This is a genomic window from Aggregatibacter sp. oral taxon 458 str. W10330 (assembly GCF_000466335.1).
Lineage (GTDB): Bacteria > Pseudomonadota > Gammaproteobacteria > Enterobacterales > Pasteurellaceae > Aggregatibacter.
In genome coordinates this window covers 21,304-35,636 of sequence record NZ_KE952627.1, presented here as the reverse complement: position 1 = coordinate 35,636, position 14,333 = coordinate 21,304, and the positions used below count along the sequence as shown (strand labels likewise).

Genomic DNA, 14,333 nt, shown 5'->3' with positions numbered 1-14,333 from the left:
CCGCCAATTTTTACCAACCATTGAGACCTTATGAAACAACTTTTTGCCACCACTGCCCGTGGGTTTGAAGAGCTTTTAAAATCCGAATTGACCGAGTTAGGCGCGCAGGATGCCAAAGTCGCGCAAGGCGGCGTGCATTACTGGGCGGATGATGAAACCTTGTATCGCACTTTGCTTTGGAGCCGTTTGAGTTCACGCATTTTATTGCCTATCGTGCAAGCCAAAGTCTTTAGCGATTTGGATTTATATTCTGCCGTGGTGGGCGTAAATTGGTTGGATTATTTTGATGAAAAAGTCCATTTTTTCGTGGATTTTAACGGTACGAACCAAGAAATTCGTCATACCCAATTCGGCGCAATGCGTGTAAAAGACGGGATTGTGGATTATTTTGAGCGCCACGGTCGCGCCCGTCCTAACGTGGACAAAGAGCAACCGGATATTCGTATTCATGCGTATTTAAATCGTGATGATGTGGTGCTGTCGCTTGATTTAAGTGGTGATGCGCTGCACATGCGCGGTTATCGCGAAGACACCGGCAAAGCGCCGTTGCGTGAAACCTTGGCAGCTGCGATTGTGCTGCGTTCCGGTTGGCAAAAAGGCACGCCGTTAGTGGATCCGATGTGCGGTTCGGGTACGCTATTGATTGAAGCCGCACAAATGGAAGCGCAAATCGCACCGCAATTGTATCGTGTGCATTGGGGCTTTGATTTTTGGCAGGGGCATAATCAGGCAGCGTGGGAAAAGGTGAAAGAAGAGGCTTTAGCTTTGGCGGAAGCCGAAAAACAACGTGAAAACTCACCGCACTTTTATGGCTTCGATTTGGATCATCGCGTGTTGCAAAAAGCCAAACAAAATGCCAAAAATGCGGGTGTGGCGCATCTGATGCAATGGCAACAGGGCGATGTGGCAGCGATAAAAAATCCAAGCCCGAATGTGGCGGGCACGGTGATTTGTAATCCGCCGTACGGCGAACGTTTAGGCACAACGCCGGCGCTGATTGCCTTATATTCTGTGTTTGGGCAACGCTTGAAACAACAATTTGCCGGCTGGAATGCGTCCATTTTTAGCGGTGAACCGAGTCTATTGGATTGTTTGCGTTTGCGTTCTCATCGTCAGTTTAAAGCGAAAAACGGTCCGTTGGATTGTGTCCAGAAAAATTATCAAATTGCCGAGCGCACAGAGCAAAGTGCGGTAGAAAATGCCCTAGAATTTGACCGCACTTCTTCGGTGACACCTGAGGTGGCGGTGGATTTCGCTAATCGCCTGCAAAAGAATATTAAGAAAATTGAGAAATGGGCGAAGCAGCAAGGGCTAGACGCTTATCGCTTATATGATGCGGATTTGCCGGAATACAATTTGGCGGTGGATCGTTATGCCGATCACATTGTGGTGCAGGAATATGCCGCACCGAAAAATATTGATGAAAATAAAGCCCGCCAACGGTTGTTGGATGCGGTAAATGCTACGTTGAACGTTACCGGCATTGAAACCAATAAATTGATTTTAAAAGTGCGCCAAAAACAAAAAGGCACTAATCAATATGAAAAATTGGCGAACAAAGGCGAGTATTTTTATGTAAACGAATACGGCGCGAAACTGTGGGTGAACTTAACAGATTATTTGGATACCGGCTTGTTTTTGGATCACCGCCTAACCCGTAAAATGCTCGGTGAAATGGCGCAAGGCAAAGATTTCCTCAATTTGTTTGCTTACACCGGTTCGGCAACGGTGCATGCAGCGTTGGGTAAGGCAAAATCGACCACTACCGTAGATATGTCAAATACCTATCTCAACTGGGCGGAACAGAATTTGTTGTTGAACGACATTGAAGGTAAACAGCACAAACTGATTCAAGCGGATTGCCTGCAATGGCTAGAAAAATGCGATCGTCAGTTTGATTTAATTTTCGTTGACCCGCCGACATTCTCCAATTCCAAACGCATGGAAGACAGTTGGGACGTGCAACGGGATCATATTAAGTTAATGACGAATTTAAAACGCATTTTGCGCCCGAACGGCACCATTGTGTTCTCTAACAACAAACGCGGTTTCAAAATGGATTTTGCTAAGTTGGAAGAATTAGGCTTAAGTGCGGTGGAAATTTCTCACAAAACCTTGCCGTTGGATTTTGAACACAATAAGCAAATTCATAATTGTTGGCTGGTGACGTTAAAATAAGGCGAGTTTAGCAAAAAAAGAAGATGATTAAAATGAAAAGAACCGAATGCATCGTACATTCGGTTCTTTTTATGGCATTATTTTTTGTTGTTTTCTGGGCATTGATTAATATCACTACATTTGCCATAGAGATATAGACTGTGGCTGGAGAGTTCAATGCCGTGCTGTTTACTGATTTCTTTTTGGCGACTTTCAATTAATTCGTCATTAAATTCGAACACTTTACCGCAATCGGTGCAGATAATATGGTCGTGATGTTGGGTTGGCGCCAACTCAAAAACCGATTTATTTCCTTCAAAGTTATGACGAATTAAGATTTTGGCTTCATCGAATTGGTTTAAAACACGATATACCGTCGCTAAACCAATGTCTGAACCATTCTCCAATAGCATTTTGTAAACATCTTCTGCGGAAAAATGCTGTTCACTGTGTTTTTGCATTAAAGCTAGGATCGTCAAACGGGGTTCCGTAATTTTCAATCCTGCTTTTTTTAATAATTTGATGTTTTCTTCAGACATAACAGCTCCTTTTTTGCTATTAAGCTAACTCAGCCAAACACATTTCGTCATAAACTTGTTTAACCCATTTGTTGACACGTTCAGACGTTAATTCCGGTTGACGATCTTCATCAATACATAATCCGACAAACGTATCATCGTCGACTAATGCTTGTGAAGATTCAAAGTTGTAACCTTCTGTCGGCCAATGTCCGACAATAATCGCACCGTGCGGCTCGATAATATTACGCACAGTTCCCATGGCGTCACAGAAATAATCTGCATAATCTTCCTGATCGCCACAGCCAAAGATGGCGACCAGTTTATCCGTAAAATCAATTTGCTCTAATGTTGGGAAAAAGTCATCCCAGTCACATTGCGCTTCGCCGTAGTACCACGTCGGAATACCGAATAAGAGAAAATCGTAAGCCTCGATATCTTCTTTGCTACTTTTGGCAATATCGCGAATATCAACTAATTCGCTGCCTAATTGTTTTTGAATCATTTTGGCAATGTTTTCTGTATTGCCAGTATCACTACCATAAAATAAGCCGACAACAGCCATCTTGTTACCTATTTATTAATGTTAAAATAATCTTGTAAAATTGCGCCAATAAGCTCGGCACGATTCACATTTCGTAGGGATGCTAAATCTTCTAATTGTTGAACCAAGTCCTCATGCAATTTTAATTCGACACGCTTTAATCCACAGGATTTATCACGTTTTAATTGATTGCGCTTATTAACACGGATTTGTTGTTCCCGACTCAGTGGATTGGTTTTTGGACGTCCAACTCTACGAATTTCGCTAAATAAATCTAAAGTAATACAGTCAGAATCTTGTTTTGCCATTTTGTTAACCACTGGCCTGTAAGTCGACTTCTGCCATTCTAACTAAAGAGAATTATTTCAGAAGTGATAATGATAAGCCACAACCAAATTTGGGAGAAAACTATATCATAATTAACAAGCAAATGAAATTCTATTTAGATTCCCCGTGACTATCAATTCTATTCAAAAAATGTGTGATTGCACGGATAACAAATTGCGGTTTTTCCGCATGAACCCAATGTCCGCTACCGTTAATGGTAAAGGAGGCAGCGTGTGGGCATTGGGATAAAATCCGATCGGTGTATTCGGGTAAAATGTAGGAGGAATTGCTACCTTTGATAAACAAGCAAGGTTGTGTGATATGGCGTGATTCCCAGCCCATTAAGTGAGGGTAATTGTGTTTAAGTGCGGTCAAATTAAAGCGAAAATAATCGGCACTTGAGGCATCAAAGGATTTCAACATAAACTGTTGTACGCGTTCATCCTGAATATATTGCGCTAAAATGGGTTTAGCCTCTTGACGGGTATGAGGTTGGGCATTTTTTACAGCAAACAAACCGTTAAAGACGTCATCGTGCCCATGTTCGCCATACGCGACAGGCGCAATATCAATCACCACTAATCCTTTGACGAATTCAGGGTAATTTGCCGCACAAACCATAGCGGTTTTTCCGCCCATGGAATGCCCGACTAAAATCACTTCACGAATGCCCAAAGAATGAATTACGTCAAAGACATCTTCCGCCATGGCATCGTAATTCATCTCTTCGCAATGAAAACTCAAGCCGTGGTTGCGTAAATCTACCCGTAAAATAGAATAATCATCACTAAAGGCGCGGGCGATGACGCCCAAGTTATTCATATCGCCGAATAAACCGTGAATGAACACCAAAGCCGGTTTATTAATTGCTTGTTTTAATTCATTAAATTGGAAGTTGAGTAATTTTTTCATCGGTTAAATTTGGGGCTGGAGAATTTGCTTACAGCTCGTTATAATGTGTCAAAAGGTTAAAGAGATCAAGCAAGTGGAGAGAGAAAATGAAAATTATCGAAGTGGATGAAGAGCTTTATCAATACATTGCCGGTAATACGCAATCGATTGGTGAAAGCGCTTCGGATATTTTGCGTCGTCTGCTCAATCTTTCCACGAAAAACAGCTATGTTCCTTTTGCCGAGAGTTTATCTTCCCCTGTTGAACGTCCTTCTTCCGCGAACACGAAACAGGACGCCAAAAAAGTCAATGCAGCGCTGGAATCAAGTGATGCAATAAAGCCTGCTGTGAAAAAGCAGCCTGATGCCGTAACGCAAAAAACCATCGAGAAATTAGAAGCGTTACTCAACTCAGAAGCATTTAAACAAGAAAATAAAGCGGTTATTCGTTTCTTAAATATTCTGACAATTTTATATCGCACCAATCCGGAAGGCTTTGCTCTCGCAACAGAATCGTTACAAGGACGCACTCGTGTTTATTTTGCCCGTGATGAAGGCACCTTGTTAATGGCAGGAAATCATACGAAGCCGAAACAAATTCCGGATACGCCGTATTGGGTGATTACGAACACCAACAGCGGTCGTAAAATGCTTATGTTGGAAGGCGCGATGCAGTCCATGCATTTGCCGGAATACTTAATTGATCAAGTGCGGTCATTTTTTACGGCAAATTAATGCTTATGGCACTAGGTCAGCAATTTGCACAATCTCCTCTATTTTCCAAGCGAATCGCCTTGCAAGTTTTGCAAGGCGACGCTTTTACATGGCATCAACTCCTCGAAAAAACACAGCAAATCTCCACGTATTTACAATATCTTGGTGTGAAGCCACAAAATGGCATCGCATTATGTGGGAAAAATCGCCTAGAATTGGTGTTATTTTATTTAGCGGCGATTCAAATCGGTGCCCGCGTTTTAATGCTCAACCCCATGTTTCCACTGGAAAAACGTATTGCATTGTGCCAAGCCTATAATGCGGATTTTTTCTTTACCACAGATCACGAAGAATGTGTTGCAGAATCCCAAAAGTGCGGTGAGATTTTCAGGTGTTTTTTTACTTTTTCGGATGCCATAAAGCAGGCAGAGAAAATAGATTCTTTTGGCCATTTTCCCGTTAATTTGACGCAACCGGCGACCATGACGCTCACATCAGGTTCCACGGGCTTACCCAAAGCCGTTGTACATAATGTGCAAGCACATTTGGCAAACGCACAAGGCGTATGTGATTTAATGCAATTTGGTGCGGCAGATTCATGGTTACTTTCATTGCCGTTGTATCACGTCTCCGGGCAAGGCATTGTGTGGCGTTGGTTAACGACAGGGGCAACTTTAGTGTTACCCGCTGAGGATTTTTATGCGGCAGTCAATCAGGTGACTCATGTTTCTTTGGTGCCAACGCAAGTGCAACGCTGGTTATCGTATTTGCAGGAAAATCCCTCAACGAGACAAACACGCGCTGTATTACTTGGCGGGGCACATATTCCTTTAGCACTGACGCAAGCTTTGCAGCATCTTGGTGTGAAAAGTTATTCCGGTTATGGCATGACAGAAATGGCTTCCACGGTGTTTGCTAAACAAAGTGATGAAAAAAACGGGGTAGGACAGCCCTTAGCTGGACGTGAATACTGTTTGCACAATGAAGAAATTTGGTTGCGCGGTGCAGGCTTGGCGTTAGGTTATTGGCAACAGGGCCGCATCGTTTCTCTTCTTAACGAACAAGGTTGGTTTGCTACCAAAGATAAGGGTGTGTGGCACGACGGCGAACTTGTGATTTCAGGGCGAATTGATAATATGTTTATTTCCGGCGGAGAAAATATTCAGCCGGAAGAAATTGAAAAGTGGATTCTAAAGTCTGATTTAGTCAAACAGGTTTTTGTGTTGCCTGTCACCGATCCGGAGTTTGGTCAACGACCGGTAGCCATTGTGGAATGGCGGGAGCCGACAAAAAGTGCGATGGAAAATCTGAAGGTATTTTTACAGGGGCGATTGGAACGTTTTAAACAACCTGTTGCCTATTATGAATTGCCGTTAAATTTAAGCGACGGTGCGATCAAAGTTTCTCGTAAAACGTTAGCAGGCTGGCTAGCGAAACAATTAGGATAAATATGAAAATAAACGCGTTTTTAACCGCACTTTGTGCTGCCTTATTTTTAAATATGGCAGTGTCACAAAATGCCTTTGCCGATCAAAATACTCTGTCTTTGCCAACCGAAAAAAGTCTTAAGGCAGATCTTGCCGCAGCACAAAAAATGCCGGATGGCGATGAAAAGCAAACGTTGGTCACAGACATTCAAACCTCTTTGGATCTCTTGCAACAAATTCAAGCGCAGCAAAAGGCCAATGAGGCACTACAAGCCACATTGAATGGGGCGGATGCTGAGATTCAGAAGAATAATGCCGAATTACAAACGCTGAAAAAACAATTAAATACCGCCACAGCTGCAGATTATCAATCTCGCCGCTTAGCGGATTTACAGGCTCAGCTTGAAAAATTAATCGAACAACAACAGGAAACGCAATCGGCGTTAGGGGCAGTGAATAGCCAATTGGCGGGGCAAAGCTCAGTATCCGAGCGGGCGCAAGCCACATTAACCGCCAATTTGAAGCGTGCGCAAGAGCTTAATCAAAAGCTTGGCGATAGTACGACTTCAGCAGCATTGAAACAGCAGGCTCAGTTAGAGTTACAACTGATTGATCTGAAAAATAATTACAATCAAATTTTGTTGAAAAACAGCGATCAGCTGACGGTGTTGTATCAAAGCCGTTATGACTTATTAAACGCTCGTGCGCAAGTGCTACAACAACAGATTGCGGCCATTCAAGAGGCGATTAATCAACAGCATTTGGCACAAACACAAAATCAGGTTGAGCAAGTACAGCAACAAAGTCAAAGTGCGGTCAAAAATAATTACATTCAAAAAGAATTAGAGCGTAATGCCCAGCTGAGCCAATTTTTATTGGAACAAACGGAAAAAACCAACACGTTAACGCAAGATGAATTGCGTATGCGTAGTGTTCTAGAAAGCTTAACGCAAACGCAGCGCACCATTGATGAACAAATTAGTGCGTTGCAAGGCACATTGGTGTTGTCACGGATTATTCAACAGCAAAAACAAAAATTGCCGACAAACTTGAATATCCAAGGATTATCAAAACAAATTGCCGATTTGCGTGTACAGATTTTTGATATGACCCAACGCCGCAATGAGCTTTATGATTTGGAGGCTTATTTAGCGAAGGTTCAAGCCGAGCAGAACCAAACCTTTACGGCAGAAGAAAAAGCACAGCTCACCAATTTGTTGACGGAGCGCCGTAAAATTGCCTCCGATGTGATTAAGTCTTTAAATAACCAATTAAATTTGGCGATTTCTTTAGAATTGACACAACAGCAAATTACACAGCTTAGCGATCAAATTCAGGCGAAGTTGGATCAGCAAAGCTTTTGGGTCAAAAGCAATAACCCGATCAATTTAGCGTGGTTTAAGAATTTACCTATGTCGCTTAGCGAGCAATTTGAGGGAATCAGTAAAAAATTAGGTTTCCCGAGTAATTTTGATAATTTGCCTTATTTACTCATGTTTGTGGCAATTTTGGTACTGATTGGCGGTATTATTTTCAGATTTAAAACACTGATTAAGCAACGTTTAGCTACCATTAACAGTGAAATTAATACACTTCGTTCCGACAGTCAGTGGCATACGCCAATGGCACTTTTATTGACAGCGATTATCGCTTTGCCATCCACATTATGGTTTTTAGCCGTATGCCAACTGTTAGGCTTTTTCTTTGTTCGAAATCCGGCGGAATTTTGGCAATGGTCGTTGAGTATGGCGGCATATTGGTGGTTCTTTAGCTTTGTGCTTGCACTTTTACGACCGAATGGTATCTCCGTTCGTCATTTTGGATTCTCTCAGGATGAAGCGGAAAAACTGAGAGCGGTGACGAAACGAATCATTGTCGCGGTAGTATTATTATTGAATACCTCGGTTTTCAGTAATGTTATGGATAGCGGTTTAGCCAATGATGTGCTTGGCGAATTGAATACCATGGTCGCCTTGATTTTTTGTATCGCCATTATTGCGCCACGTTTTCGTAGAGCTTCAAAAACATTAGGCCAGACAAATCGTGATCACCGAGATGAACTGATTTTAAAAATTGTCCGCATTTTATTGCAATTAGTGCCGGTCGGATTGATTGTATTGGTCGCGCTCGGTTATTACTACACCGCACTTAACTTGATTAACCACATGATTAACACCTACATCGCTTGGGTGATTTGGTCTCTGGTTCGTTACACGCTATATCGTGCGATTACGGTTTCCTCCCGTCGTTTAGCATACCGTCGCGTGCAAGAAAAACGTCAGCAAAAAGCTACGAAAGCCAATGATGGATCCTCTGCAGAGGATATCGTGGTGGTGAGCGAACAAGAAGAGGGTATGGCCGTTAATCAAGTCCGTAGCCAGTTACTGCGCTTTGCCGATTTATTCATTTGGACGGCATTGTTTGCGATTTTCTATTATGTGTGGTCGGATTTAGTTACTGTAGCAAGTTACTTACGCGACATTACCTTATGGCAACAAACAACGACAACAGAAGCCGGTGTCGTAACCGAAAGTATTTCGCTATTTAACTTACTTATGGCGTTAGTGATTATCGGTATTACTTACATTTTAGTGCGCAACTTGCCGGGGATTTTAGAAGTGTTGATCTTCTCCCGTGTGAAGTTGTCGCAAGGCACGCCTTATACGATTAATACCTTATTAACCTATCTCTTAGTGGCTATTGGAGGCGCATGGGCATTTGCCACCTTGGGGATGTCATGGTCTAAATTGCAGTGGTTATTCGCCGCACTTTCTGTGGGTCTCGGTTTCGGTATGCAGGAAATTTTTGCGAACTTCGTGTCGGGTATTATTCTCTTATTTGAACGTCCGATTCGAGTGGGCGATACCGTCACCATTAACGATGTGACCGGTACGGTAGCGAAAATTCGTATTCGCGCAATTACGATTATCGATCCTGATCGTAAAGAAGTGATTGTGCCGAATAAATCTTTTGTGACCGGACAGGTCACTAACTGGGCGTTATCCAATACCATTACCCGTTTAGTGATTTCGGTCGGGGTAGCATACGGATCCGATTTAGACTTAGTTAAGCGTTTATTATTACAAGCGGCGGCTGAGCAAGCTAATGTAATGAAAGAACCTGAGCCAAGTGCTTTATTCATCAGTTTTGGCGCCAGCACCTTGGATCATGAATTGCGGGTTTATGTGTCTCAACTCTCCGAACGTAATAATACCATTGATGCGTTAAACCGCCGTATTAATGAATTATTTGCGGAACATAACATTGAGATCGCCTTCAATCAGCTTGATGTCTTTATCAAAAATCAAGATACCGGGGCGATTATGCCGTTGGTGGAAGTGAAATCATAAATCGAATTGAAGAGAGAAGATTATGGCAGGAAATACGATTGGGCAATTATTTCGCGTAACCACCTTTGGTGAATCTCATGGCATTGCATTAGGTTGTATTGTCGATGGTGTACCACCGAATATGGCGCTCTCGGAAGCCGATATTCAGCCGGATTTAGATCGCCGTAAACCGGGTACCTCTCGTTACACCACGCCACGTCGTGAGGACGACGCAGTGCAAATTTTATCGGGCGTCTTTGAGGGGAAAACCACGGGCACCAGCATTGGCATGATCATCAAAAACGGCGATCAACGTTCGCAAGATTATGGCGAAATCAAAGATCGTTTTCGTCCGGGGCATGCCGATTTCACTTATCAGCAAAAATACGGTATTCGTGATTATCGCGGTGGCGGCCGGTCTTCTGCCCGTGAAACCGCCATGCGTGTGGCGGCAGGCGCTATTGCAAAAAAATATTTACGTGAACAATACGGCATTGAAGTTCGCGGCTTTTTAAGCCAAATCGGCAAGGTAAAAATCGCGCCCCAATCTCTTGCAAACATCGATTGGGCGGAAGTGAATGACAATCCGTTTTTCTGTCCGGATAAAAGTGCGGTGGAAAAATTCGATGAATTAATTCGTGAATTGAAAAAGCAGGGCGATTCCATCGGTGCAAAATTAACTGTCGTCGCTGAGAATGTGCCGGTAGGCTTAGGCGAACCGGTATTTGACCGTTTAGATGCAGATTTAGCGCACGCTCTCATGAGCATTAACGCGGTAAAAGGCGTTGAAATTGGCGATGGTTTTGCCGTCGTAGAACAACGCGGCAGTGAACATCGTGACGAAATGACACCGGAGGGGTTTCTTTCCAATCATACGGGTGGGATTTTGGGCGGTATCAGCTCAGGACAACCGATTATTGCGACCATTGCGTTAAAACCTACCTCCAGCATCACTCTTCCGGGGCGTTCCGTCAATCTTAATAACGAACCCGTAGAGGTGGTGACCAAAGGTCGTCATGATCCTTGTGTGGGTATTCGTGCCGTGCCGATTGCCGAAGCGATGATGGCTATTGTGTTGCTGGATCATCTATTACGATTTCAGGCGCAGTGTCGATAATTTGCAACAGGGACACCATAATGAATAAGATTTTTCATCAACTCATCAAAAGTGCAGTCATTTTTAGCAGTGTTTTTTTTGCGACCTCCACTTTTGCTGCACCACAAGATTGGCAACAGATCAAACGCCCTATCCCGGCAGAAAATGGCAAAGCTGAGCCGATTGGTAGCTATTCTAACGGCTGTATTATCGGTGCGGAACCCTTGCCTTATAAAGGCGAAGGCTATCAAGTCATTCGTATGAATAAGAACCGTTATTATGGCCATCCGGACATGATTCGTTATTTGCAACGTCTAGGGCAACGTGTTAAAGCGGCCGGCTTACCGACTATGTTGGTGGGCGATATTGCCATGCCGGGGGGCGGACGTTTTTTGACGGGGCACGCCAGCCATCAAATGGGCTTAGATGCTGATATTTGGTTGCGCATGGGCAGTATGTCGGATACTGATGCCTTGAATTCCGACGGCAAAGGTTTGTTGGTGGTGAACCGCAAAGCACAGCGGGTAGATGAGAGCGTTTGGACAGCCAATCACGCAAAACTGATTAAGTTGGCTGCGGAAGATCCAAAAGTCACCCGTATTTTTGTTAATCCGGCGATTAAGTTGAAACTTTGTGAAACTGCCGGTTCAGATCGTGCTTGGTTACACAAAATCCGTCCGTGGTTTGGGCATGACTCCCATTTTCATGTGCGGCTCACCTGCCCGCAAGGCGCACAACATTGTGAAAATCAGGCACCGGTGCCGGCTGGCGATGGTTGTGATAGCGAACTTTATTCTTGGTTTGAACCGCCAAAACCGGGGGCAACACCAAGTAAGCCCAAAGTCACACCGCCGGAGCCGTTTTTGTGCCAACAAATCTTAAACTCACCCAATCGGAGTGAATGGTTGGAGTAAGCGATGGAATTCAGTCTTGATATTTTAGCCATTTTATTTGGGGTGGCGTTTGTTGCCGGCTTTATTGATGCCATCGCTGGTGGTGGCGGATTAATCACGATTCCGGCGTTGCTGATGACAGGCATTCCGCCTGCGGTCGCGTTGGGGACTAACAAGCTACAAGCCTGTGGTGGCTCCTTTTCCGCCAGTCTTTATTTTTTACGTAAAAGAGCGGTTCATTTTTCGGAAGTTTGGTTAATTTTGCTGATGATTTTCTTTGGCTCTGTCGCCGGAACGATTTTAATTCAGCTGATTGACGCCACCGTCATTAAAAAAATTCTGCCATTTTTAATTTTAGCGATCGGCGTTTATTTTTTAGTCACCCCTAAACTGGGCGATGAAGATCGTAAACAACGTCTGTCTTATCCGGTTTTCGCTTTTTGTATCGGCACATTGATGGGCTTTTATGACGGATTTTTCGGGCCGGGCACCGGTTCAATTATGAGTTTAGCCTGTGTGACATTACTGGGGTTTAATTTAGCCAAGGCAACTGCCCATGCCAAAGTCATGAATTTTACTTCTAACTTGGCTTCCTTAATTTTCTTCCTTATCGGCGGGCAAATTTTATGGACGGTCGGTTTGACCATGATGGCGGGCCAATTTATCGGTGCCAATTTAGGCGCTAAAATGGTGATGACAAAAGGCAAAACGTTGATTCGCCCAATGGTGGTTGCCATGTCTCTTATCATGACGATAAAAATGGCCTTTGATCAAGGCTGGTTTAATTTCTAACGGGATAAAGTGCGGTGAATTTCCGCAACGTTTTTTATGACAGATTCTCAACAAAATATTCGTTTAACGGCACGTGTCGGCTATGAGCCGCATTTCTCGTGGTCCTATTTAAAGCCTAAATACTGGGGCATTTGGCTCGGTATTTTGGTTTTGCTGTTACTGGCGTTTATTCCTTTTCGTTTGCGCGATAAATTCGCCGCCAAGATTGGCTTATTTGTAGGACATAAAGCGAAAAAACAACGTAAACGCGCTCAAATTAATTTGCAATATTGCTTTCCGCAATGGTCGGAACAACACCGCGAACAGGTGATTGATGACATGTTTGTTGTATTGGCGCAGGTGATGCTAGGGATCGGCGAGATTGCGGTTCGCTCGAAAAAACATTTGCAACAGCGCAGTGAATTTATTGGCATTGAGCATATTAAACAGGCAAAAGCGCAGGGTAAAAATGTGATTTTGCTGGTGCCGCACGGTTGGGCAATTGATGCGTCAGGGATTATTTTGCACACTCATGGTATTCCGATGACATCCATGTATAACCCGCATCGTAATCCGTTGGTGGATTGGCTTTGGACGCTGGCGCGGCAACGTTTTGGCGGCAAAATGCATGCGCGCCAAAATGGTATCAAACCGTTTTTGAGCCACATTCGACAAGGACAAATGGGGTATTATTTGCCGGACGAAGATTTTGGTGAAGAACAAAGCGTGTATGTGGATTTCTTCGCGACTTACAAAGCAACCTTGCCGGGGATTAATAAAATGGCGAAGTTGGCAAAAGCCGTTGTGATTCCCATGTTTCCGCGTTATAACGCGCAGCTGGGTAAATACCAAATGGAAATTCATCCGCCAATGACACTGAGTGAAGATCCGCAGCAATCTGCTCGTGCCATGAACGCAGAAATTGAAAGTTTTGTTACCGAAACCCCGGAACAATACGTGTGGATTTTGCAGCTTCTGCGCACCCGAAAAAATGGCGAAGATCTTTATGATTAATGTTCGGCAATCCAGCGATTTATGATAATATGCGCGCCGGCTTATCATTTTAATTCACGTGGAAAAACAACCGCACTTTTAGGTAAAAAAATGGAAAAACAACTTGCACTTATTGCTTCTTCAATTAAATCCATTCCTGATTATCCAAAACCGGGAATTATTTTTCGGGATATTACCAGCTTAGTTGAGAACCCGGCGGCGTTTCGCGCGGTAATCGATTTGATGGTGCAACATTGCAAAGAGAAAGGCATTAATAAAGTCATTGGGACAGAATCCCGCGGCTTTATTTTTGGTGCGCCGGTGGCGTTGGCATTAAATGTGCCTTTCGTGTTGGTACGTAAACCGGGCAAATTGCCACGAGAAACCATTGCACAATCTTATGAATTGGAATATGGACAAGACACCTTGGAAATTCATGTGGATTCCATTCAAAAAGGTGATAACGTATTGATTATTGACGACTTATTGGCAACAGGCGGTACCGTTGAAGCCACGGTTAAATTAGTACAACGTTTGGGTGGCGAAGTGAAGCATGCCGCATTCGTGATTAATTTACCGGATTTAGGTGGTGAACAACGCTTACGCAATTTAGGCGTAGAACCTTATACTTTAGTTAATTTTGCCGGTCATTAATTTTCTAAACGGGCAGGGAT

13 protein-coding genes are annotated in these 14,333 nt (G+C 43.6%); 9 read left to right on the top strand and 4 right to left on the bottom strand.

Going from position 1 to position 14,333, the window contains the following annotated elements; all coding sequences use genetic code 11:
- Window positions 1-30 precede the first annotated feature (30 nt).
- On the top strand, window positions 31-2,178 hold the full coding sequence (gene rlmKL / locus HMPREF9065_RS00655) for a bifunctional 23S rRNA (guanine(2069)-N(7))-methyltransferase RlmK/23S rRNA (guanine(2445)-N(2))-methyltransferase RlmL (RefSeq protein WP_021617024.1): 2,148 nt from the start codon (window positions 31-33) through the stop codon (window positions 2,176-2,178).
- A 77-nt stretch (window positions 2,179-2,255) separates the two neighbouring features.
- On the opposite strand, the gene fur is transcribed toward rlmKL, so the two are convergent.
- The 4 genes from fur to HMPREF9065_RS00675 form a co-directional block, all read right to left on the bottom strand.
- Window positions 2,256-2,696 carry a ferric iron uptake transcriptional regulator gene (gene fur, locus HMPREF9065_RS00660; protein WP_021617023.1) on the bottom strand — a complete coding sequence of 147 codons (441 nt, stop codon included), beginning with the start codon at window positions 2,694-2,696 and terminating at the stop codon, window positions 2,256-2,258.
- 19 nt (window positions 2,697-2,715) lie between these two features.
- The gene (gene fldA / locus HMPREF9065_RS00665; RefSeq protein ID WP_021617022.1) at window positions 2,716-3,240 is read right to left on the bottom strand and encodes a flavodoxin FldA; all 525 of its coding nucleotides are present in this window, start codon (window positions 3,238-3,240) and stop codon (window positions 2,716-2,718) included.
- An 8-nt stretch (window positions 3,241-3,248) separates the two neighbouring features.
- Window positions 3,249-3,527 carry a LexA regulated protein gene (gene ybfE, locus HMPREF9065_RS00670; RefSeq protein ID WP_021617021.1) on the bottom strand — a complete coding sequence of 93 codons (279 nt, stop codon included), beginning with the start codon at window positions 3,525-3,527 and terminating at the stop codon, window positions 3,249-3,251.
- Between the two features lie 130 nt (window positions 3,528-3,657).
- Complete coding sequence (locus tag HMPREF9065_RS00675) at window positions 3,658-4,458, bottom strand: alpha/beta fold hydrolase (RefSeq protein WP_021617020.1); 801 nt, start codon at window positions 4,456-4,458, stop codon at window positions 3,658-3,660.
- Window positions 4,459-4,544: 86 nt separating this feature from the next.
- Between HMPREF9065_RS00675 and seqA the strand changes: the two genes are divergently transcribed.
- From seqA to apt, 8 genes are read left to right on the top strand one after another with little or no spacing between them, the layout of a single operon-like run.
- Complete coding sequence (seqA, locus tag HMPREF9065_RS00680) at window positions 4,545-5,171, top strand: replication initiation negative regulator SeqA (RefSeq protein ID WP_021617019.1); 627 nt, start codon at window positions 4,545-4,547, stop codon at window positions 5,169-5,171.
- 5 nt (window positions 5,172-5,176) lie between these two features.
- Window positions 5,177-6,598, top strand: coding sequence for an o-succinylbenzoate--CoA ligase (gene menE, locus HMPREF9065_RS00685; protein WP_033002803.1), 1,422 nt, complete (start codon window positions 5,177-5,179; stop codon window positions 6,596-6,598).
- 2 nt (window positions 6,599-6,600) lie between these two features.
- Window positions 6,601-9,927 carry a mechanosensitive channel MscK gene (gene mscK / locus HMPREF9065_RS00690; RefSeq protein ID WP_021617017.1) on the top strand — a complete coding sequence of 1,109 codons (3,327 nt, stop codon included), beginning with the start codon at window positions 6,601-6,603 and terminating at the stop codon, window positions 9,925-9,927.
- A gap of 22 nt (window positions 9,928-9,949) precedes the next feature.
- Window positions 9,950-11,023 (top strand): chorismate synthase, encoded by a 1,074-nt coding sequence (aroC, locus tag HMPREF9065_RS00695; protein WP_021617016.1) that lies wholly within the window; start codon window positions 9,950-9,952, stop codon window positions 11,021-11,023.
- A 20-nt stretch (window positions 11,024-11,043) separates the two neighbouring features.
- A complete protein-coding gene (mepA, locus tag HMPREF9065_RS00700; protein ID WP_021617015.1) occupies window positions 11,044-11,916 on the top strand; it encodes a penicillin-insensitive murein endopeptidase in 873 nt (290 codons plus the stop codon).
- Window positions 11,917-11,919: 3 nt separating this feature from the next.
- Window positions 11,920-12,687 carry a TSUP family transporter gene (locus HMPREF9065_RS00705; protein ID WP_021617014.1) on the top strand — a complete coding sequence of 256 codons (768 nt, stop codon included), beginning with the start codon at window positions 11,920-11,922 and terminating at the stop codon, window positions 12,685-12,687.
- Window positions 12,688-12,723: 36 nt separating this feature from the next.
- Window positions 12,724-13,680 carry a lauroyl-Kdo(2)-lipid IV(A) myristoyltransferase gene (lpxM, locus tag HMPREF9065_RS00710; protein WP_021617013.1) on the top strand — a complete coding sequence of 319 codons (957 nt, stop codon included), beginning with the start codon at window positions 12,724-12,726 and terminating at the stop codon, window positions 13,678-13,680.
- 21 nt (window positions 13,681-13,701) lie between these two features.
- Entirely contained in the window at window positions 13,702-14,313 is a 612-nt protein-coding gene (gene apt / locus HMPREF9065_RS00715) for an adenine phosphoribosyltransferase (protein WP_021617012.1), read from the top strand.
- The last annotated feature ends 20 nt before the right edge of the window (window positions 14,314-14,333 follow it).